We start from the raw sequence: 21,262 nt of genomic DNA on the forward strand, positions 1-21,262 counted from the left end.
AGGCATCTATATTTAGGAGCCCTTATTTATTATGAAAAATCGTTTAATCACTCATCCAATACATAGAACAAAACAGGTGATAATCGATTTCATCCACAATAATCACATCATCAACTGGACGCCATTACAAAAAAGCGCACTGATGCTCACACTTGCTTGCGCAATGAATTTCAGTTGGATTTTATGGAAAGGCTATATTTTAATTACACCAAGTGTTTGGCAATGGGCAAATCTGCCTTTAGTTGAATCACAAATCTGGCTCAATTTATTTACCTTATTTTTATTAGTCCTTTTGATTATTCCATGTTACCGCTACAAAAATGATGAATGGGCTCAACGAATTATTCCTTTCATTAGCGTGCAGTTCTTTGCACTTATGCTATGTCATGATGGATATTTAATTGGCAGTATCAGCCCTGCCACTATGGTCGGTTATGTAGGTACGATTGGGGTGGGTCTGGTGTTATTTGACCGTAAAATTGTTTATAGCGCCCTTGTACCTGCGACAATTATTTTAACTGTTTGTACATATTTAAGTATGACAGGTGCTTTAGCGTATGCACCTCTATTTAATTTTCGAGCCATGGATCATGCCCAAACTAATTCTTTCTGGTTAGGAAGTATGGCTTTTTTTATTATGCCTATTTTATTGGCCTGTTTTGTTTTATTTGAAATATTACTCACCCAATGGCGTCAGCGAGAAACTTATATTCAACGTTTAAGCCAAATCGACCCATTAACTAATGTATTAAATAGACGTAGTTTAAACATGCATTTGGAGTCGCTACACCAACAACAATTTGATTATGCTGTGGTACTTCTTGATATCGATCATTTTAAAAAAATTAATGATATATACGGCCACCATCAAGGTGATCAAGTCTTAATTGAAATTGCTCAATGTCTTTCTGAAAACTTGCGCAGCGAGGACATTATTGGTCGATTTGGTGGAGAAGAATTTATTTTACTACTCCCCCATACAGATATTATTCAAGCAGAGAAAATTGCTGAGCGTTGTCGCCAAGCCTTGCAAGAATTACCTGTTTTTACCGCTCAAAATAATCCTATTCACATTAGTGCGAGTTTTGGAATAAGCAGTTCAGCTTTTGCACAAGATCCTTATCTGGTTATTCGGCAGGCTGACCAAGCACTTTATGCGGTAAAAGCTTCGGGACGTAATCAGGTACGTACATTTCATCAGACCGAAACTATTGATACTTTATGATTCTTTGAATTTTGCCAAACTCGCGAGTTGCTGCAAAAGCTCTTGTTGACTAAAAGCGCCCGTTAAACGTAAAGCACGAATCTCTTTTTGCTCTGGGCTTAAAAATAAATAGGTCGGTGGTCCTAAAATATTCCACTGCTTGAGTAGCGCTTCATGCGACTGGTCATAATGGCTCAAATCAAGCTTAATTAAATAATAAGGTGCAAGAGCAGATTGAACCTCTGGTGCTTTTAAAATACGGTGCTCAATCGGTTGGCAGGCAACACACCAATCTGCGTAGATATCAACCACAATAGCTCGGTCAGTAGGTGCTGCCGCTAAAATTTTCTCAAAGTCCGCTGCTGTAGTTGCAATATGCCACTCGGCCATATGATTAGAACTCTGCAAAGTTCGATTTTGAATGTGTTGATATTGGTTATAGGCTACAAAAGGGGTAACGATTAATAATAAAATCGCATAGAGCCACTGTAGCTGCTCTTTTTTCCAGAAAAACTGATAAACAGCATAGGCTATAAAAGCGAGGCCTAATACTAAACTAAGCACTTGCATGCCCAAATCTGGCAGTAAAGGACGAATAAAATAAAGACTTAATCCCAACATCAGAAAAGCAAAAATCACTTTAATCTGATGCATCCAGTCGCCCGCTTTAGGCAAGAATTTTGCCCCTAAAATACTTGCCAGCAATAGCGGAATTCCCATTCCAAAGCCTAGGCAGAATAAAAGTAAAGCACCTTGCCACTGATTTTGTGTTTGAGAAATAAATAATAAAGTTCCAGCGAGAGGTGCGGTCATACAAGGACCCACCAAAAGCGCAGAAACGACACCCATAACCCCAGCACCGACCAAAGTACCGCCTTGTTGCATTGACTGAATACGGTCAAGTCGGTTTAACCATGTCTGAGGTAAACGAAGCTCAAACAAACCAAATAAGTTCAGAGCAAAAACAATAAACAGCAAACTAAAAGCAATTAAAGTCGCTGGCTGTTGTAACCAGCGTTGGAAATTTAAGCCTGCCGAAGAAGCAATTAAACCCAAGCCTGCATAAACTAATGCCATGCTACACACAAAAGTAAGCGCAATGGTCCAAGCCTTTAAACCTTTATGTTCGCGAATGATCAGTGAAGTTAAAATAGGAAGCATCGGTAAAGAACATGGCGTAAATGCGAGCAACATGCCTAAACCTAAAAATAATAAAACTCCATACCAAAGCGAGTGTTCAATTAACTTGGCTGACCAGATCTGATCTTGCGCAATTTGAGGTGTAGTTGTAGCTGCTGCTGTCTCTGTACTCTGCTCTTTTTCTAAAGATTCTGAACCCAAGGAAGTTTCGGATTGTGTATTCGCTAAATCTAGTAATCTTTTTGGCGCTGTTCCTGCTTGGTTTTGCACACCCACCAAGCCATCTGCATCGGTTTGAAACTCAATGGTCTGGGGTGGATAACAAATACGGTCTTTGGCACAGCCCTGCCAAGTCACACTATAGTGCTCTGAAGGCTTAGTCTTAATTTGGAAATTAACTTGATGGTAGTAAACCTGACTTTGCCCATAATTTTCATCATATTGGGCAACCGCTTTAGGTAACTTTAAAGTTAAAGGTTGAGTACCTTGTTGTACGGAAAATTTATGCTGATAAAGATAGTAATTTGGCTGAATCTGCCAAGACAAACTCGCAGTATGCGGCTCAGAAGATTCAACCGAAAATGAAAAAGCTTGTTCGGGTGAGAGTAGCTTATCTTGCGCAGAAACCAACTGGCTAAACACACAAACAGCAACTGCTAGAAAATAAAGAATTCCCTGATGAATAAGCTTTTTCATTAACATAAATTTAAATTGCTTCGATTAGAACAAGAATGCCACGCCTAAGCCACCGTTGTAGCTCTTGTCTTGACCCTCTAAATCAACCCCGATACTTGCATCGAGCTGGGTACGATCATTTACAGCGTAGACTAAACCTGTCCCTAAACCGTATTCATAGTCTTGGCTTTCAGCTTTACGGTAAATAAACTCAGAATAACCTGACAGCTTACCTGCGATTTTATAATCAATCGTCGGGATTGCAGTTACTGCCCAGTTACTATTTTGTACTTCGTAGCGCATGGTAATTGATGTGCCTACTAAGTCATTATATTTATAAGCGACTGCTGAACTTAGGCTATAAATATCGTCATGTGCAGTAAATTCATCATTTCCAGTGGCAATGATCGCTTCAGCTAACACAGCCATTGATAAGTTTTCATCGTTTAGATCAATTGCTTTTTTCAAACCGATGCTAACATCACCAAAGCCTGAAGTGTCATGTTTTTTACCAGCACGTTTGGTTTGAGTCCATGCTGGACCTTGCCAACCTAATTGTAATTCCAAGCCGTCGGCTAAACCGGTACGGAATAACATATCCTCATTTACAGTTACGGTCTTTTCTTTAACACCATCAACCGTTGACTCTGTATAAGTTGCACTTGGTAAGCCTTGTTCCCAAGCCAATTTACCAACTGGAGTAATCCCTGTTCCAAAGCCTGCACCTGGGCGGTCAAAAGAAAACTCCGCAGCGAAAGTACTTCCAGCAGCAACAGTGGTCAGAGCAAAAGTTAAAATTTGAAATGTTCTCATTCTATTATCCAATCAAGTAGTTAGTTCTTTTGACATTTTTGCCCCATGTTGGCGCAATAACTCTAATGTTTCACGCTCTTCTTGAAGCGCTTCTGACCAATCTATTTCATCAAAGTCACAATCAAAGAACAACTGACTGATTGAAGATAAAATAGTGAGTCCTTCTTCATCACGTGTATTTGGATCAACTTTTTCATTTAATAAACGTTGAACGGCTGGCGCACATGCCGAGCTTGCTGCATCCCATAAAGGACCATAAAACTCTTCTGCATCCCAAAGGTGTACATTCGCTTTGGCTTGAATCAACGCTTCGAGTATATCGAGGTAAACCTGTAATGATTGTTGTTTTTCTTCTTGTGATAGTGGTCTACCAGCTTCATAAGCTTCTGATACATCTTCCCACCATTTAAAAATTCCATCACAAATGATTGATACAGGTGGTCCTTGTTCCGGATCAATAAAGTTCGGATCAAGTCCTTCAGCAAGTAATTTTTGCACTTGCGCGAGTTCTAATTCTTCTATGGCTTTAATTAAAGCTTGCTGCTGGGTGGTTAACATGACCATCTCTCAAAAATATATTAGGGCTATTATGCCTAATCTCTTCTGAAGATTTTAGAGGTTGATTGCATCGCATTGCAAACCTAATGTTGTGAATAGTTTTATTTTCATTAAATATAAAAAAAGCCCCGAAGGGCTTTTTAGCATTTTAAATTAAACTTCATCATCAATGAATTCTGGTTGACCACCTCTCGGGTGTTCCTTTTTCTCAAAAGTATGTTCAAGGCTACGTTTTAATTTTTCAATCGCGCCATGAATTGAAGCATCAATATTTCCTGCTTTATGGTGTACTGCAACTGGTTTCAAACCTGAAGGACGTGCTTCAATCATACAGTGGATATCTTTGTCACCACCTTTGTCCCCATTTTCATCACTAAAATGAACCGAGAAATGCGTAATACGTTCGCTATGACGTTGGAATTCTTGAGTAAGTTCTGCACGTACATAAGTAATTAAACGTTCGCTGTTATGGATGTTTTTATCTGTGCGGATTTCAATATTCATAAATACCATCCTCTCTTTCTTACTGTGGATCTTTTCTATGCAAAACTTTTTTATGTTGGCATGTTTTAAGCATGCATGAACTGACTTCAATTGTACATTTTGATGGTGTAATGGTTTGTTATCTCCTGACTTAAACGTACTGCTTTTAATTTATTTTGAAGATCTTCATACCTTCAATATCAGTCCATCTATAAAAATATGCAAGCTGATTTTTTAAATTTTTATGAAAAATTGAACAAAAGGAGAGCAATCGTGTCCAAATCTTATCTATCTGGAGCAGAGCTTATTGAGCAAATCCAGAAGTCTCCTTATTCACGTGATTTAATCGGATATCACGGACAGCCTCCACAAGTTAAATGGCCTAATAATGCCAAGGTTACTGTGCAATTTGTTCTTAATTATGAAGAAGGTGGCGAAAAACATATAGAGCATGGCGATGATGGCTCAGAACAGTTTTTATCCGAAATTATTGGTGCCGCAAGTTACCCAACTAAACATATGTCGATGGACTCTATGTACGAATATGGTTCACGTGCTGGTTTTTGGCGCATTCATAATGAGTTCCAAAAGCGCAAACTTCCAATGACCATTTTTGGGGTTGCAATGGCACTTGCTCGCAACCCTTATATTGTAGAAGCGATTAAGCAAGCTGATTATGATGTGGTTTCTCATGGTTACCGCTGGCTTCACTATCAAGATACCGATAGTGAAGTCGAAAAACAGCATATGGAGCAGGCTTTAACTGTCTTAGAAAACCTTTTTGAAAATAAAGTGATAGGTTGGTACACCGGACGTGACAGCCCCAATACACGTCAGTTACTCGCAGAGTTTCCACAAATACAATATGACTCAGATTATTATGGTGATGACCTGCCTTTTTGGACAACGCTTACCAATGCTGAGGGTGCATCACGTCCTCATCTGATTATTCCTTACACTTTAGAATGTAACGACATGAAGTTCTGTTCACCGGGCGGCTTTAATAGTTCAGAACAGTTTTTTCAATATTTGAAAGATAGTTTCGATGTGTTGTATGCAGAGGGAGAAACTGCACCAAAAATGATGTCGATTGGAATGCATTGCCGCATTTTAGGGCGTCCGGGCCGTTTTAAAGCACTACAGAAATTTCTCGACTATATCCAAATGCACGATCGGGTCTGGATATGTCGTCGTCAGGATATTGCTGAACATTGGTATAAAAATCACATAACTAAATAATTGATTTTTAATTTTCAAAATCCTTAAACGAATTAAAACTCGCTATTGGCACTGTTATTGCTAAAACTCTATATCAAGATAACGAGTTTAGGAATAACAGTGTTTTTAGCCGAGTTTAATCAAGCCCCACCAGAACAACTCAAGACTTTGTTAAAAAACTGTGTCCACATTCAAGCATGGGCCGAAAAAATCATCTCAAATCGTCCCTATTCAACAAAAGCATCTCTTTTGGAATATGCAGAACAGTTAAGTCAAATGTGGTCATGGCAAGAGATACTGGCAGCATTAGCAACCCATCCAAAAATTGGTGAACGCCGAGCTAAAAAACAACTCAATGCAAAAGAGCAAGATTTTTCATCTAAAGAACAAGCTGGCATTTCTTTAGATGAACTAACACAACAAGCTCTGCTTCAAGGTAATCTTGATTATGAACAAAAGTTTGGCTTTATTTTTTTAATTAAAGCGGCAGGCCTCAGTAGCGATGAAATTTTAAAAAAGCTACATGAACGACTACAAAACGACTTAGCTATCGAAAAAACAATTGTACATGAGCAACTTGCAGCGATTGCTCTATTACGTCTATCTCAGGAAATACAAGCATGATCAGCACTCATATTTTAGATACGAATTTAGGTAAACCAGCTGCAGACGTAGAAGTGAAGTTGTTTCATGCAGCAACCCATGAACTGATAGCGACAGCAACCACTAATCAAGATGGTCGAGTGAGTGATTTTGGAATAACAGACTTTGCAAAAGGTGCTTATCAGCTTGAATTTGAAATTGCTCCTTATTTTTCATCGCAGCAAGTCAAAACTTTTTTCCCACGTGTTTGTATCCAATTTTTTATAGAAGACATCAATCAGCATTATCACATTCCATTACTGATTAGCCCATTTGCTTACTCCACTTATCGCGGTAGCTAACTCAATTATAAATAGGAGAAAAATATGAATCATCAGCAAAAAAATGTGATTTCTCCAGAGCATGAATATTTAGGAATTTCCAAAAGTTTTGCTTACGGCTTACAGCATGTGCTGACCATGTATGGTGGCATTGTAGCCCCGCCTTTGATTATTGGAACGGCAGCTGGCTTAAGCTCAGCACAAATCGGAATGCTCATTGCAGCGGCCCTATTTGTAGGTGGATTGGCAACCATGATCCAAACAATCGGAACCAAATATTTAGGCGCAAAATTACCTCTGGTACAGGGTGTATCTTTTGCGGGTGTGGCCACCATGGTCGCCATTATCACTACAGGTGGTGGTTTACCTGCTGTCTACGGCGCGGTCATTGCTGCATCTCTAATTGGACTGTGTCTTGCACCTTATTTTTCTAAAATTATTCGTTTTTTCCCACCTGTTGTGACAGGATGCGTCATCACGATTATTGGTCTATCTTTGTTACCTGTCGCGATTCGCTGGATGATGGGTGGTAACAATAAAGCACCTGACTGGGGAAGTGTAGAAAATATCTCTTTGGCCTTACTGACTTTAGGCATTGTGATTGTTTTAAATATGTTGCCGCAAGCCAGCATTCGTCGCTTATCGATTTTATTGGCTATTGTTGCTGGTACTGCCCTCGCCTATTTTATGGGCTTTGGTGATTTTAGTCAGGTGAGTTCAGGCGCATGGCTCCAATTCCCGCACCTATTTGCATTTGGTTTGCCGACTTTCGAGCTTAGTGCAATCTTATCGATGTTGATTGTGACCTTAGTGATTATGACTGAAACCACAGCCGATATTATTGCTGTCGGAGACATTGTAGGAACTGAAGTCGATTCAAAACGTATCGCCAATGGTGTTCGTGCAGATATGTTCTCAAGTGCTTTTGCGCCTATATTTGGTTCTTTCATGCAAAGCGCTTTTGCCCAAAATGTTGGACTGGTTGCGATTACAGGCATCAAAAGCCGCTTTGTAGTCGCAGCAGGTGGTGTCATTCTGATTATTTTAGGTCTACTACCTATTATGGGTCGTTTGATTGCAGCGATTCCAATGCCCGTACTTGGTGGTGCAGGTTTGGTCTTGTTTGGATCAGTTGCAGCGAGTGGAATTCGCACTTTGGCAAAAATAGATTATAACGATCAGAAAAATTTAATTATTGTCGCAACCGCTTTATCAGCTGGGATGATCCCAATTATTAACCATGAGTTTTATGCTCATTTCCCAGTTTGGGTACAAACTTTGTTCCATTCGGGCATTAGTTCAACTTGTCTCTTTGCTATCTTGTTGAATTTATTATTTAATCATTTACCTTCATTTCGTAGCTCGCGCACCCCACATTTAAGCCAAACAATAAACACAAGAAATACTCATTAAAGATTTAGTTTTTAGCGCCCCACTTCGGTGGGCTTTTTTTTAACCGTTGATCAAATTTGGCTTCATTTTTGCTTAAGACCCTGTATCCTTAGCGTGCTTTATTTGGGGGGAGATCATTTAAATGCAATTAAAGCAACTTGCGGCGACTTGTGCCTTGTTATCTGCAACTGCCATGGTTCAGGCGAAACCAATCTGGCAAGATTTTAGTGTGACTGGACTTTATGGTGAAAACTATGAAGTTGTAGATGACAAAGAAACCACGATTACTTTGGAATATGCAGCGAAAGTTAAATACGCTGATGTATTTTTCTTCATGGACCACATGCGTGGCGAAGATGATCATAAAAGTACATATTTTGAATTATCACCACGTTTAAGCTTAGGCGAAGTGTCTGGTAAAAAACTGGCATATGGCCCAATTAAAGATGTGTTGATCAGTACCACTTGGGAAAGTAATACTCAAACTGGCCAAAACTTCGACAACTTCTTGTATGGTTTTGCAGTTGATTTAGATATCCCATATTTCCAATATGCAAATTTAAACTTCTACCGTGCGAATAATGAGAAAACTGACGACGATTATCAGATGACGTTCGTTTATGGCATTCCATTAAAATTAGGATCTGAAGATTTCTTAGTAGACGGTTTCCTTGACTGGTCAACTGCTGAAGGCGACCATGCGAGCGAGTTGAACTGGACAACTCAGTGGAAATGGAATGTAGGTAAACACATTTCTCCTGATACACGCCTATACCTAGGTATCGAGCACTCAGTGTGGAATAACAAATTTGGTCTTCAAGGTCGAGACGAAAATAACGTTAGTGCACTGGTTAAATACCACTTCTAAAATCCAAATTTAGAAGATAAAAACAGCAAGGAAAATTCCTTGCTGTTTTTGTTTTTAATCAAGTGGATTACCCACAATATTACTAATAATCCCCTGCATAATATGTCCACCTTGTTCACGGCGTAATTCTTCATACCATGCTTGTGTAACGGCTTCATCTTTCATATGTGTCACATCACAACGTTTGCGCGCACGAAGTACCAATTCATTAGCACGTTCATTGCGCTTGTTTTGATAGCGACGTAAAGCATCCTCTAGCCCCAAAGTATTAATTTGCAGAGAACGCGCTAAATAAATCGCGTCTTCCATGGCTTGGCAACCACCTTGCCCAATATCAGGTGTTGTGCTATGTGCAGCATCACCCAAAATCACCACACGACCTTTATAAAATTGAGTGAACGGTTCAATATCATGTATTTCTACCCGATTGGTCTTTTGCGGATCTAAGCGTTCAATAAGCTGCTGTACGGGTTGGCACCAATCAACAAAATATTGTTTTAAAAGTTTTTTATAGTCATCTCGATTATTGTCTAAACCTGCTGGCAAAGGCACATCCAAAAAGAAATAGAATTTTCCATCTGCAACTGGCATTAAAGAAGCTCGCTTGCCTTCGCCCACATAAGTCGTCCATTGCTGGGCTGGAGCCAAATCTTCAGAGATCTCAACCAAACCATTCCAATTTACATAACCTGCGTAACGGCGCTGTAATTGCTGCCCCAATACATAGGTCCGTGTAAGTGAATGCGTACCATCGGCCCCAATTAATAGATCAGCCTGCGTTGAACTGCCATCTGCAAAATGGACCTCGACATAATCAGCTTTGTCTTCAAGACTGACCATTTTTTTGCCTAAATAAATCTGATTACGACCAAATTCATCCATCAACATATTTTGTAAATCAGCACGTGCAACCGGATAAGGTCTTTGGCCCACTTCTTCAATTAATGGCAGTAAACTGAATTGTGTCATCACATCTCCAGTTAAACCGTCCACATAGGCCAAATCATCCATTTGTCCACCAAGTTTGGCGATTTTGTCAGTTAATCCTAGATAGTTCAGACATTTCACACCATTCGACCAGAGCGAAATTGCCGCGCCGACAGGAAGAATTTTTTCAGTTTGCTCAAAAATGCGAACTTGGTGACCAAATTTCTTTAATGCAATGCCTGTGGTTAGACCTCCCATTCCTGCACCAATAATCACCACATTCATAACACGCTCCTATAGATATTCACCTATAGGGTGCTTATGCTAAAAACATGCCATCGTTCAAAATTTATTTAGCTTTTCCACAAAACTGGCATGCACCATGCTTATATATTTATGTATAAAACTCGTCTCGGCACGCTCCGTGTTAGCGCAGTTTTAAATGAAAAATCATGTTTTTAACAAGAAATACGGATACCCCATTATGGCAACATTGCACGCTCCAGCTTTTGAACTTCCTGAGATTTTGAATACTAAAACCAATTTGGCAGATGCCCGAATTGGTGCACAAGTCATTGAGTGTTCAGATGATTTCTTTGCTGAAGCAAAACGTATGCTGCAATTTGATGCACCTATTTTTGTTGAAGATAAATTTGATGGTAACGGCAAATGGATGGACGGCTGGGAAACGCGTCGTAAGCGCCATGCGGGCTATGACTGGTGTATTGTGAAGTTAGGCGTAAGTGGAAAAATCACTGCTCTTGATATTGATACCAGCTTTTTTACAGGAAATTATCCTGCTTCTGCATCATTAGAAGCATGTTATGCACCAAATGGGGACCTGACAGGGGCAAAATGGGAGAATGTTTTAGGAAATACTGAACTCGGCCCAAGCCAGCATCATATTTTTATGGTCAATAATGATGCACTTTTCACTCATATACGCCTTAACATTTTCCCAGATGGTGGTATTGCCCGTTTACGTGTCTATGGTGATGTTCATATTCAGGTAACTGACAGCGAACAGACTCTCGATTTATTGGCCCTCGAAAATGGTGGCCGCGTAGTTGCGTATAGCGATGCTCACTTTGGACATCCTCGTAATTTGATTAACCCAGGCCGTGGAGTCAACATGGGCGATGGATGGGAAACCAAACGCCGCCGTGCACCGGGTTATGACTGGTGTATTCTTGCGTTGGGTAAAAGCGGAAAAATTGAGAAACTTGAAATTGATACGGCTCATTTTAAAGGAAACTTCCCTGCCCAAGTATCTATTCAGGCGGTTTACCTCGAAAATGCAACCGATGCACAGTTAATTCCTCAAAGTATGTTTTGGTCTTACTTACTAGAAGCCCAACCGATGCAAATGGATCATATCCATGAATATGTGAATGAGATTTTACAGCATGAAAAAATCTCGCATATTCGTATTAACATGATTCCAGACGGTGGTATTAGCCGTGTTCGTTTATGGGGAAAAATTGCCAAGTCATGATGATGAGTAATGTTCAAATTCAGCCTTTAACTATTGAAAACTTCCAGCCCTTCGGAGAAGTCATCTGTTGTGACGGGCATGACTTTTTTCATATTAACGATGCCCACACTGAGCGCTATCATGCGCTCGTTGAAACTGAAGTTGAAGGTGAAGCAAAGGCAGGAATTAGTATTTTCCGTAATATTAAGGCCAGCGTGCTGCCTCTGGAAATTTCAATGCTAGAGCGTCATCCCAAAGGCTCTCAGGCATTTATTCCACTACAGCAACAAAAGTTTTTAATTATCGTGGCCTCCGCTTTGGACGAAAATACTCCTGATATTTCAAAGTTATGTGCTTTTATTTCAAATGGAAAGCAAAGCATCAATTATCGGGCGGGCACATGGCATCATCCTTTGCTTACCTTCGAGGCACCAAGTGATTTTGCAGTGGTGGACCGAATTGGAGATGGAGCAAATTGTGATGTTTTTCAATTTCCACAGGTTATAAAAATTACGACCTAAATTAAAATATACAGATCTGTCTATTTTAATTTAATGGTAGAAATCGTTGTGGTGATTTCCAACAATTTAGATTTACATAAAAAAACCCCCGCCAATTGAGCGGGGATTTTTTACGCCTTTTTAGACAGTGATATCAGCTAAGTTCCCCTTCTGCTCAAGCCACTGCTTACGATCTGCCGAACGTTTTTTCGCAAGTAACTTGTCGAGTAACCCTGCCGTTAGATGCACATCATCTAGATCGAGCTGAACTAAACGACGCGTGTTCGGGTCCATAGTCGTTTCACGTAATTGAATCGCGTTCATCTCACCCAATCCTTTGAATCGGGTAATTTGCGGATTACGATTACCTTTAATATTTTTCAAAATAGTTTCAAGTTCATCATCATCAAGCGCGTAATGAACATCTTTACCAATGTCGATACGGAACAATGGTGGCATTGCCACATACAAATGCCCTTCTTCAACCAATGCTGGAAAATGTTTAACGAATAAAGCACAAAGCAAAGTCGCAATGTGTAAACCGTCCGAGTCAGCATCGGCCAAAATACAGATTTTGCCATAACGTAATTCAGATAAATCATCACTACCAGGGTCTACACCAATGGCAATCGCAATATCGTGGACCTCTTGAGAAGCGAGTACTTCATCTGAAGAAACTTCCCATGTATTTAAGATTTTTCCACGAATTGGCATGATCGCCTGAAAGTTTTTATCGCGCGCCTGCTTGGCACTACCGCCAGCAGAGTCACCCTCGACAATAAATAATTCACTGTCCTCACGTGTTTGACCCACACAGTCTGCCAACTTACCAGGTAATGCAGGGCCGGAAACAATTTTTTTACGCTCGACTTTCTTGGCTGCTTTTAAACGACGACCTGCTTTAGAAATCGCCATTTCTGCCAGCTGCATGGCAATTTCAGCATGCTGGTTGAGCCAGAGCGCGAAAGCATCTTTAGCAATATTTAAAACAATATTTGATGCTTCTCGACTCGAAAGACGCTCTTTGGTTTGACCTGAAAACTGCGGTTCTTGGAACTTGAGCGACAAGATATAGTTCACGCCATCCCAAACATCTTCTGCCGAAAGTTTGAGGTTTCTTGGTAGCAAGTTACGCAATTCACAGAACTCGCGCAATGCTTCGGTAACCCCAGAGCGCAAACCGTTCACATGAGTACCGCCTTGTGCAGTTGGAATTAAGTTGACGTAACTTTCTTGAACCTGTTCACCACCTTCCACATTCCAACAAATCGCAAATTCACATGCAGCACGGTCTGCTTGACCGCTGCTCACAAATGCAGGATTTGGCAAAATTTCGCGGTCTTGCAATTCATCCATCAAATAATCGACGAGGCCATTTTCAAATTGCCATTCAATTTTTTCATCGTTAATTTGATCGATATAAATAATTTTTAAACCAGCAGCTAAAACAGCTTTGGCCTTTAAATTGTGTTTGAGTGCTTTTAACGCAAATTTTGGACTATCAAAATATTTAGCTTCTGGCCAAAAATGTACCGTTGTACCCGTCGCGCGTTTTGGCACTTTACCTTCGAGAACAGCTAAAGGAGCAACGGGTTCCCCTTGCTCAAAGGCCATCTGGTATAAATTACCCTGACGCTGAACTTCAACCTCAACACGTGTTGATAAAGCGTTTACAACTGAAATCCCCACACCATGCAAACCACCTGAAAACTGGTAGTTATCGGTGCTGAACTTACCACCCGCATGGAGCTTGGTTAAAATGATTTCGATACCACTTTGGCCATATTCAGGATGAATATCGACTGGCATACCACGGCCATTATCTTCAACCGACAACGAACCATCTTTATAAACCGTGACACATATTTTGTCGGCATGACCAGCTAATGCTTCATCAACAGCATTATCAATAACTTCTTGGGCTAAATGGTTAGGTCGAGTCGTATCGGTATACATCCCTGGACGACGACGAACAGGGTCTAAACCAGAAAGAACTTCAAGCGATTGAGCCGTATATTGTGTCACGTTGTACGTTTTCCTTATTTGATGGTGTGCGCAAAGAATTCGATCACTAACGGTAATTTTTCTTCAAAATCTTCCATAGCATGATTGCCATGAGCATCCGTCAAAATCAATGAGGATGGTGTTGCAGCACTATAATAGCGTTGTGCTTGACGATAATCCAAAATTTCGTCGCCTTGTTGCAATAAGACGAGTATTTTGTCGGCATTTTCAGGTTGATTCAGTTCCAGTTGTTCTAACTGCCTTAACTGAACATGATCAATTGACCATTGATCATTCACCACATAGGGCATACTTTCAACTTGAAATAACTCATCAAACAGTTTCCATGGTTGCATAGCAGGGTTAATCAGTACAGCTGGAACATTATATTTCGCGACAAAATATGTCGCAAAAACCCCGCCAAGGCTACTACCGACTAAGGCCACATCATCTAAAGACTCTATCAGCTCTGAAACTTGCTCAACCACTAGATCAGGAGATCTATTTAAGTCTGGCAAATGCACATTTATGCCCAATTCGCTACAATACTGTCTAAGACTCAGCCCTTTAATTGAAAGAGAGCTACTATTAAAGCCATGGAGGTAGATAATATTCATATATTTTCCCTCTAAATTGAGAATAAACTCACATTTTTGTTCTCAGTTTGTATATAAAAACACTATTGTCAGACAAGAAAAACCACTCAACTAACCATTCATCAGTATTTTAAAAACATGTGTTATTTAAACTACTAAGATGGAAACGTTTACTGCCGTTGATAAAAAGTACAGCTTAAAACGTCGGTTATAACGTATATGGGGAAAAGATATGCCGAGCTTAACACCACTACATGAAACTTATTGTAAATGGGATCGTACGCCACCTAGTCAGGCAGACGTATTAGAAGGTTTAGCTCAACTGTTCAGTACCAGCTTAAATGGTGTACATGAATTAATTCAAGTTATTAATATTGAAGTATTAAAAAATGCTTTTGGTGTGAGTACACAAAATGCTAAAAACTTTCAAAAACGACCATTTGTGCAAAAGGCATATCAATTTTCTTATGGTGCTTTACAAAAATATGGTAGTTGTTTTTTAGCGCCAAGCTTACGTCATATTATTGAAAAATATCCTACACTTCACGAAAAACCACTCACCCCAAGCCTACATTTTTTAGTTGGCATTTTGAATGGGATTTTTGGGGATTATCTACTGAAACAGCATAGCCCCCTCGCCTTACCCATGGTGCTATACGATCACTACGGTGCAATACAACAAGGGGAACTTGCAGGCCGTATCGTGATTTTAGCTCATGGTTTGTGTATGAACCATCTGACTTGGTCAAATGCACACTATGGTGGCATTGGTGAGCGTCTGTTAGCACAGCGTGACCATAACACCATGTTGTATTTAAATTACAATACAGGTCGACGCATTTCAGCTAATGGACGCAGTTTTTCAAACTTATTAGAAGACTTGGTCCAACGTAATCCAAGAATTACCAGCATCGATATCATTGGCCATAGTATGGGCGGACTGGTTTCCCGTAGTGCCTTGTTTTATGGCAAACAAAATATGTATCAATGGATCCATATGGTCGAGAATCTAGTCTGTATTGGCTCTCCACATCATGGGGCAGTTTTAGAGCGCTTTGGCTTTACCATACAAGATAAACTTGGGGCTTTCCCTTTTGTCGGCTTACTCGGTCAACTGGTTAATATTCGGAGTAATGGTATTTTAGACTTACGCCACGGTAGCGTTCGTGATGATGATTGGGAACATATGGATGCCCGTATTGGTATGATGGATGATAACCGCGCCCCTGCTCCGCTACCTTCCCATATCAACACCTTTTTAGTGGCAGGGGCCTTAGAATTTGAAAAGGTGCGCAATAAAGCGTTGACCGTAATTGGCGACTACTTAGTGAGTGTAAAAAGCGCGCTAGGCGAACACCCTAACCCACGTTTTCAGCTTAAGGTTCCAGACTCACATAAAGCCGTGTTTTATGGTTTAAATCATTTTGAAATTCAGTATCACTCGAGTGTTGCCGAACAGATCACTCGCTGGTTATATCCTCATGTGAATGATTATGTTCAAGAGGGTATTCAAACTCATATTATTGATATGCCGAACTATACACTCGAAGATTTAGAAGGGATTGTAGAGACGTAAAAAAAAGCCCAACTTATGTTGGGTTTTTTATAGAATCTAAAATATTTTAAAAAGAGCTCTATAACTATTGTTTATCTTTAAAAAATAAGTTGTCTTTACTATCTAGAACTTCATCAGAATAAAGATAGTATTTTCCTTTCTTAAAGATCACTTTTCCTAACTTTTCACCACTTTGAACTTTAAAGAAATATAGCTCGTTATTTTTCTCTTTCACTTTGCATATATAAGATTTATCAACCTGAAAGCCAGCAATAGAATACTCACACTTTTTGGGTGTTAGTGTTAAAATAAATTCTATCGTCGCAACATTTCCACCTGGTAGTTCTTCTGAACTGTAATAATGATAAGTACCATTCCACTTATCTATATTTGCAAATGTGTTAACCGAAAAAGCCAGCAATAATAAACAAAATTTTTTCATTTAATTAATTTATAAACAATTAAGTTAAACTATTATAACCATATGATAATAAAATATTTTATTATTTTATAAATCAACCCTTAAAAATAATTTTTTGAAAATTAATTCTTATCACTATTACCAAATATAGAGAAATATATGAAAGAAATTGTTGTTTTTGACTTGGATGGGACATTACTATCGGGTGACTCTACAAAGGCATGGCTAACAGATAAATTAAAATCCAATATTTTTAGATTTATCGCTGCACTTATTGTTATGCCCATCGCTTTGCCTATTATGAAATTTAAGAAATATAAATCTAAAGGTGCTTCATTGTATTTATGGATTGCAACGTATGGCTTGAACGAAGAAAAATTAGAATACAGCTTTAAGAATTTCTCTAAGAATATCAAAAACAATTCTTTCAATTCATTATATTGGTTTGAGCAAGGTATAAACGAAGTTAAAGATCATTTAGCCAATAGAAGAATTGTGTTTATTGCTACGGCTGCACCAGAAAAGTTAGCGAATGTTTTACTCGATTCTATCAATCTAGATGTACGAATTATTGGTACTCCTCTACAAAAAAAGCTAGGAGGATGGATAAGCGGGATACATTGCAGGTCTGAAGAAAAAGTAAGAAGATTGAATAAGCTTGATATCAAACAACCTTGGTTTGCAACATACAGTGATGATATTGAAGATGACTTACCTATTTTGATTGGCGCTAAACTACCCTATTTAATTAACGGGGATAACAATAAAATTAAAAATATTAAAATCAAAAATTTAAAAATATTAAATTGGTTTTAATTTAATAAAAAGATTCTTTAAAAATCAACTTTTTTAAATTCTTATTAGCTTTAATGATTTTTGGAAATTCTATATTATCGAATTTTTAATTATATCCATGATAATGTATTTAAAATCTTTGCTAACTTAGTACAGTCTTACTCTTAATTACCATCTCATCTATAACAAGGTTATCTATTAATTTTTCTTATAAATAAAAACTTAGTACGTATACTAAGTTTAAAAAAATATTACTAATACATCTTTATTTGAAACTAAAATTATTTGCAAATAATAAAATTAAAAAAGATAACTTTATGGTGCATTAGAATTTCGTATTTCTAGAATCTCATTGCAATCTTTAGTATTAGAATAAGCGAAAATTCGCTTGTCTTGATTTTCTAATAAAAGAGCATCTTTATTTGCACCAAAAGCATTTTTAGAGATATCACACTTATAAGAAGTCAATCTAAAATTGCTTAAATTTTCACATTTAGGTTCAGCATTAGCTTCATCAAAACCATACCAATCTGTAATATTTTTATTTAAACATGAAATTCGATTTACTTGAATATCATCTTTTATATCGACCACCTTATCTGCAATTACTTTTGGTTCACTTACTGGTAAAGCCTCACTTATAGCTGGAGATTGTTGCTCATACACTTCTGTATGTATTACATTCGGTTCGTTATTTAAGCTACTTGGTGTTTTCTCTTGGTCTTTATTACTACATGCAAATAAAGCACCTATAAAAATTAAGATATAAATATTCTTCATGATTTAATGCTCATAATGATGCGCTATCTAAAAATGGTGTAGGATCAATTAAATCCGACCGCCGCTTATAAACACTTGTACCGTTTAAAGTGCCTTTATTATTTGGATTTGAGTACATTTCCAAATGCAACATCATACTTGGAATACCTTTAGTTGTTAAGCTCCCTACATAAGCTATTACTTGACCCTTTACAACTTTATCTCCAGCTTTTACTAAAGCTTTACCCTTTCTAACTTCCCCATAACGAATGATATGTTTTGGATGAACAATTTCAATAGCATCTGTATTATCATAAAAATAATAAACATTTCTTACTACACCATCAGCCATCGCTCTAATTTCAGTTCCTGCTGGTGCATACAGATCACAACCTGCGTGTTTACGTTTTCCACCACTACGATTAGAACCAAATCGAGCAAATCCATTTTTATATGAATTTGTCCGTGCCTTTAAAGGGAATAAATATGAACCATCATCTTTTGGCTTATCTATTCTTAACTCAATAACTGGCATAGGATTCTTCAATACAGCGGTATAAAGTACTTGTTCTTTACTATCAACATCTACAACAATTTCAATTTTCTTCCCTTCTTCGCCCCGATGTTTTTTTAATCCAATCCCATCTTGCCCAGTATAATGTGTTCTTTTTGCGCCATTATATTTAATTGAATAAGCTAGATTTTCTTCCTTACCTGTCTCTTTATTTATTGTTTTAATAGTAAAAGCGACATCACTACCATATTGTTTAGTTAAAGGATTACCATTTTTCTCTGTATGAACATTCTCTGTTTTTCCTAATGAAGGAATAAAATCAATTAAGTAATTAACAAAGCTCTCTTCTTTCTTAGATGACGTTTCTTTCGCTGGGGCTGCTTTTGCTGGTACTGTCTTACTAGGAGGATTTGGAGCTACTCGAGGCATCTGTATTGTTGTAGCCGCAGAATTTAAGTTGACATTAATTACGGAAATACTTGGATCATTTCTTAATGTCAAAACAGGTTTCTTATTTGAAAGTAGCAATTTATAAACAAATGCATTCAACATTTTTAATTGAATAAAGCCATTATTATCCGTTGTTTTCTCTATTTCTCTACCTCTATATGAAACAAAAAACTTAGTACTTTTTAAAATTTTACCTTTACTATCATGTATCTTCAATTTCACACTGACTAGCCCTAATGGGACTGATATACAACTATTTTCCATTCCTTTAGTTACGGATATTGTTTTTATTTTTTGGTAACCTTTACTTCCATTTACCAATATGTCTAATTTTTCACCTTCTTCTGCAATTATACCAGTTTTTATTCCTGAACTATCAGAAGTATGCTCTTTGATCTTATCTTTATATCTTACAAAAAACCTCATATTCGTTATTTTTCTATTTGTGTCACTTTCTATTATGGCTATATCAAATTTTATATCTTTAGAAGCATTTTTTTTCACCTCATCTTTCTTCGAATCAACAGTTTTCTGTTCAACAACAACTTTTTCTTGTTTTGGCTCTGGTTCAGCAGGTTTTTGTAAAATAGATTGAATTTTAATATTTTCAATTACACTTAATTCAATAGATTGTTTTTTATCAGAGGCTTGTGTAATAATAGTTGATTGTTTTCCATCTGCCTTAATTATAATTTTACTGCCTGGATGTCTAATAATAACAGGTAATAGTCCTTGCTCATCTGACTCTGCATTTACAATAAACTTTGATTGTTTAAACTTACCACTATATTCAGATTCAATAGTTACTTTTTTATTTTTTGCTATTTGTCCAATTTGGTTCTTTAATTTTATATATATCTTTCTACTACAACAGCTTTCTAAATCATAATGGTTAAACATCTCAATATATTTACTAATATGAACATTATTTCCATCTACTTCTTTATAATTTCCTTTAAAACCTGATATACCTAAAAAAGAACCTAAGCCTCCGTCACCAACTAAATGAGCCCCTGCAATAGCACCCGATTCAGTAATTTCAATTCCATTTATTATTTTCCCATAGTATTCATTAAAACTTCTATTTCTTAATCGTTTGCAAAGAAGATCTATCCATTCTCCAATGATTTGGACCTGCTTAGCAGGAGATTTCAAAAGATCTGATAAAGAATTAACACCATTGTGTCCAGCCCAAATCCCTGTCCAATCGTTTTCTTCAGTTTTATCAGAATTATCTTTCCAATGCTTATAATAACCAAGATCGATAAGTGCAGCTTCCCCAAACTGGAAAAAACCAATATAACCTAGAGAATTTTTATTTTGGCTTGCTCTAATGTTTACTGGTGCTGTTAAGGGTAAACTTAAATCTGATGAAGATTCCATTCTTGAAACGGCACAAATAAATCCATATCGTGTTAATGGATATGACTTTTGATTTATAGATTTACCATTTTTCATTTATTTAAGTCCTCAAAACTAAATTGTTTAATATCAATTTTTTTATTATTGATATATGAACTTAAAATAGGTTTCATTTTCTCAAAATTCCCCAATCCAGGGCAACTTAACTCAACACCATTTTTATTAGCTTTTTTTGTTGGAAAAAACTTATCTTCAAACATATCATAGCGACCTAAATTTCTAAAATATGAAAAATAATTACCATTAATATCACTAATAATATTTATATCACTATGATCATTTTTTAGATAAGCATAATAAACTTGGTATTTATTTTTATTCACCTCAATAACTTGACATTCCCCTGTTGACATCCATTGAGGATCTTTTGGGTTTAAGCCAATAGTCTTTACAAGCTTTGCTTTATTGTTATCTTCCCAAATTTGTTTACATGGGATATTAACTTTATCAATTTTGATACTTTCATTTTTATTTTTGAAGCTATCCCAAATTTTTTCACAAACATTTTCTTCAGCAAAAGCTTGTATTGAGATAAATGTGCTCAGTAGCAATATTAGACTGCGTTTCATCT

At 37.6% G+C, this 21,262-nt stretch carries 21 protein-coding genes; 10 read left to right on the plus strand and 11 right to left on the minus strand.

The genetic code is table 11. From position 1 onward, the window contains the following. The first annotated feature begins 31 nt into the window (after positions 1-31). Positions 32-1,225 carry a GGDEF domain-containing protein gene (locus tag J663_RS08480; protein ID WP_033849078.1) on the plus strand — a complete coding sequence of 398 codons (1,194 nt, stop codon included), beginning with the start codon at positions 32-34 and terminating at the stop codon, positions 1,223-1,225. Here the strand turns inward: J663_RS08480 and dsbD are convergent. The 4 genes from dsbD to J663_RS08500 form a co-directional block, all read right to left on the minus strand. Beyond that, positions 1,220-3,046 (minus strand): protein-disulfide reductase DsbD, encoded by a 1,827-nt coding sequence (dsbD, locus tag J663_RS08485; RefSeq protein WP_033849081.1) that lies wholly within the window; start codon positions 3,044-3,046, stop codon positions 1,220-1,222. The two genes, J663_RS08480 and dsbD, sit on opposite strands and share 6 nt — an antisense overlap. A gap of 18 nt (positions 3,047-3,064) precedes the next feature. Beyond that, positions 3,065-3,832 (minus strand): transporter, encoded by a 768-nt coding sequence (locus tag J663_RS08490; RefSeq protein ID WP_014207941.1) that lies wholly within the window; start codon positions 3,830-3,832, stop codon positions 3,065-3,067. Positions 3,833-3,844: 12 nt separating this feature from the next. After that, positions 3,845-4,390: an ankyrin repeat domain-containing protein gene (locus J663_RS08495; protein WP_033849083.1), complete on the minus strand. Its 546-nt coding sequence runs from the start codon at positions 4,388-4,390 to the stop codon at positions 3,845-3,847. A gap of 153 nt (positions 4,391-4,543) precedes the next feature. Then, complete coding sequence (locus J663_RS08500) at positions 4,544-4,894, minus strand: HPF/RaiA family ribosome-associated protein (RefSeq protein WP_001019316.1); 351 nt, start codon at positions 4,892-4,894, stop codon at positions 4,544-4,546. A gap of 252 nt (positions 4,895-5,146) precedes the next feature. Here J663_RS08500 and puuE point away from each other — a divergent pair, with 252 nt between their 5' ends. The 5 genes from puuE to J663_RS08525 all read left to right on the plus strand — a co-directional run bounded on the left by puuE (position 5,147) and on the right by J663_RS08525 (position 9,274). Further along, complete coding sequence (gene puuE, locus J663_RS08505) at positions 5,147-6,112, plus strand: allantoinase PuuE (protein ID WP_033849084.1); 966 nt, start codon at positions 5,147-5,149, stop codon at positions 6,110-6,112. Between the two features lie 99 nt (positions 6,113-6,211). After that, entirely contained in the window at positions 6,212-6,715 is a 504-nt protein-coding gene (gene uraD / locus J663_RS08510; RefSeq protein ID WP_033849085.1) for a 2-oxo-4-hydroxy-4-carboxy-5-ureidoimidazoline decarboxylase, read from the plus strand. Beyond that, positions 6,712-7,035, plus strand: a complete 324-nt coding sequence (gene uraH / locus J663_RS08515) for a hydroxyisourate hydrolase (protein ID WP_033849087.1) — start codon at positions 6,712-6,714, stop codon at positions 7,033-7,035. The genes uraD and uraH overlap by 4 nt, the downstream gene beginning before the upstream one ends. Before the next feature lie 24 nt (positions 7,036-7,059). After that, positions 7,060-8,427 carry a nucleobase:cation symporter-2 family protein gene (locus J663_RS08520; protein WP_033849089.1) on the plus strand — a complete coding sequence of 456 codons (1,368 nt, stop codon included), beginning with the start codon at positions 7,060-7,062 and terminating at the stop codon, positions 8,425-8,427. Between the two features lie 121 nt (positions 8,428-8,548). Continuing rightward, a complete protein-coding gene (locus tag J663_RS08525; protein WP_033849090.1) occupies positions 8,549-9,274 on the plus strand; it encodes an outer membrane protein OmpK in 726 nt (241 codons plus the stop codon). Between the two features lie 54 nt (positions 9,275-9,328). On the opposite strand, the gene hpxO is transcribed toward J663_RS08525, so the two are convergent. Then, positions 9,329-10,486 (minus strand): FAD-dependent urate hydroxylase HpxO, encoded by a 1,158-nt coding sequence (gene hpxO / locus J663_RS08530; RefSeq protein WP_033849092.1) that lies wholly within the window; start codon positions 10,484-10,486, stop codon positions 9,329-9,331. Positions 10,487-10,685: 199 nt separating this feature from the next. On the opposite strand from hpxO, the gene alc reads away from it, so the two are divergent. Together alc and J663_RS08540 are read left to right on the plus strand one after the other, a co-directional pair. Then, positions 10,686-11,696, plus strand: coding sequence for an allantoicase (alc, locus tag J663_RS08535; protein ID WP_033849094.1), 1,011 nt, complete (start codon positions 10,686-10,688; stop codon positions 11,694-11,696). Next, positions 11,693-12,196 carry an ureidoglycolate lyase gene (locus J663_RS08540; protein WP_033849096.1) on the plus strand — a complete coding sequence of 168 codons (504 nt, stop codon included), beginning with the start codon at positions 11,693-11,695 and terminating at the stop codon, positions 12,194-12,196. Before alc ends, J663_RS08540 begins: the two co-directional genes overlap by 4 nt. 120 nt (positions 12,197-12,316) lie before the next feature. Here the strand turns inward: J663_RS08540 and parE are convergent, their stop codons facing one another. Next, complete coding sequence (parE, locus tag J663_RS08545) at positions 12,317-14,200, minus strand: DNA topoisomerase IV subunit B (RefSeq protein WP_033849097.1); 1,884 nt, start codon at positions 14,198-14,200, stop codon at positions 12,317-12,319. Positions 14,201-14,214: 14 nt separating this feature from the next. Further along, positions 14,215-14,796 (minus strand): YqiA/YcfP family alpha/beta fold hydrolase, encoded by a 582-nt coding sequence (locus J663_RS08550; protein ID WP_033849098.1) that lies wholly within the window; start codon positions 14,794-14,796, stop codon positions 14,215-14,217. A 211-nt stretch (positions 14,797-15,007) separates the two neighbouring features. On the opposite strand from J663_RS08550, the gene J663_RS08555 reads away from it, so the two are divergent. Continuing rightward, complete coding sequence (locus J663_RS08555; protein WP_033849100.1) at positions 15,008-16,351, plus strand: hypothetical protein; 1,344 nt, start codon at positions 15,008-15,010, stop codon at positions 16,349-16,351. Between the two features lie 64 nt (positions 16,352-16,415). Here the strand turns inward: J663_RS08555 and J663_RS08560 are convergent, their stop codons facing one another. Beyond that, positions 16,416-16,772, minus strand: coding sequence for a DUF5991 domain-containing protein (locus J663_RS08560; protein WP_002121962.1), 357 nt, complete (start codon positions 16,770-16,772; stop codon positions 16,416-16,418). 138 nt (positions 16,773-16,910) lie between these two features. Between J663_RS08560 and J663_RS08565 the strand changes: the two genes are divergently transcribed. Further along, complete coding sequence (locus J663_RS08565) at positions 16,911-17,567, plus strand: haloacid dehalogenase-like hydrolase (protein ID WP_033849103.1); 657 nt, start codon at positions 16,911-16,913, stop codon at positions 17,565-17,567. A 294-nt stretch (positions 17,568-17,861) separates the two neighbouring features. On the opposite strand, the gene J663_RS08570 is transcribed toward J663_RS08565, so the two are convergent. From J663_RS08570 to J663_RS08580, 3 genes are read right to left on the minus strand one after another with little or no spacing between them, the layout of a single operon-like run. Continuing rightward, entirely contained in the window at positions 17,862-18,326 is a 465-nt protein-coding gene (locus J663_RS08570) for a hypothetical protein (protein ID WP_033849106.1), read from the minus strand. 10 nt (positions 18,327-18,336) lie between these two features. Continuing rightward, complete coding sequence (locus J663_RS08575) at positions 18,337-20,727, minus strand: M23 family metallopeptidase (RefSeq protein WP_033849107.1); 2,391 nt, start codon at positions 20,725-20,727, stop codon at positions 18,337-18,339. Then, entirely contained in the window at positions 20,724-21,260 is a 537-nt protein-coding gene (locus tag J663_RS08580; protein ID WP_033849109.1) for a hypothetical protein, read from the minus strand. Before J663_RS08580 ends, J663_RS08575 begins: the two co-directional genes overlap by 4 nt. Positions 21,261-21,262 lie beyond the last annotated feature (2 nt).

This window comes from Acinetobacter sp. 826659 (assembly GCF_000588515.1).
Lineage (GTDB): Bacteria > Pseudomonadota > Gammaproteobacteria > Pseudomonadales > Moraxellaceae > Acinetobacter > Acinetobacter pittii.

Bases quoted from the DNA above. Each gene is read 5' to 3' on its own strand.
- J663_RS08550 (WP_033849098.1), bottom strand. From the start codon at position 14,796: ATGAATATTATCTACCTCCATGGCTTTAATAGTAGCTCTCTTTCAATT.
- J663_RS08575 (WP_033849107.1), bottom strand. From the start codon at position 20,727: ATGAAAAATGGTAAATCTATAAATCAAAAGTCATATCCATTAACACGA.
- J663_RS08555 (WP_033849100.1), top strand. From the start codon at position 15,008: ATGCCGAGCTTAACACCACTACATGAAACTTATTGTAAATGGGATCGT.
- J663_RS08500 (WP_001019316.1), bottom strand. From the start codon at position 4,894: ATGAATATTGAAATCCGCACAGATAAAAACATCCATAACAGCGAACGT.
- J663_RS08495 (WP_033849083.1), bottom strand. From the start codon at position 4,390: ATGTTAACCACCCAGCAGCAAGCTTTAATTAAAGCCATAGAAGAATTA.
- J663_RS08560 (WP_002121962.1), bottom strand. From the start codon at position 16,772: ATGAAAAAATTTTGTTTATTATTGCTGGCTTTTTCGGTTAACACATTT.
- uraH (WP_033849087.1), top strand. From the start codon at position 6,712: ATGATCAGCACTCATATTTTAGATACGAATTTAGGTAAACCAGCTGCA.
- J663_RS08540 (WP_033849096.1), top strand. From the start codon at position 11,693: ATGATGATGAGTAATGTTCAAATTCAGCCTTTAACTATTGAAAACTTC.
- alc (WP_033849094.1), top strand. From the start codon at position 10,686: ATGGCAACATTGCACGCTCCAGCTTTTGAACTTCCTGAGATTTTGAAT.
- J663_RS08490 (WP_014207941.1), bottom strand. From the start codon at position 3,832: ATGAGAACATTTCAAATTTTAACTTTTGCTCTGACCACTGTTGCTGCT.
- J663_RS08565 (WP_033849103.1), top strand. From the start codon at position 16,911: ATGAAAGAAATTGTTGTTTTTGACTTGGATGGGACATTACTATCGGGT.
- J663_RS08570 (WP_033849106.1), bottom strand. From the start codon at position 18,326: ATGAAGAATATTTATATCTTAATTTTTATAGGTGCTTTATTTGCATGT.
- J663_RS08480 (WP_033849078.1), top strand. From the start codon at position 32: ATGAAAAATCGTTTAATCACTCATCCAATACATAGAACAAAACAGGTG.
- J663_RS08580 (WP_033849109.1), bottom strand. From the start codon at position 21,260: ATGAAACGCAGTCTAATATTGCTACTGAGCACATTTATCTCAATACAA.
- J663_RS08525 (WP_033849090.1), top strand. From the start codon at position 8,549: ATGCAATTAAAGCAACTTGCGGCGACTTGTGCCTTGTTATCTGCAACT.
- dsbD (WP_033849081.1), bottom strand. From the start codon at position 3,046: ATGTTAATGAAAAAGCTTATTCATCAGGGAATTCTTTATTTTCTAGCA.
- J663_RS08520 (WP_033849089.1), top strand. From the start codon at position 7,060: ATGAATCATCAGCAAAAAAATGTGATTTCTCCAGAGCATGAATATTTA.
- hpxO (WP_033849092.1), bottom strand. From the start codon at position 10,486: ATGAATGTGGTGATTATTGGTGCAGGAATGGGAGGTCTAACCACAGGC.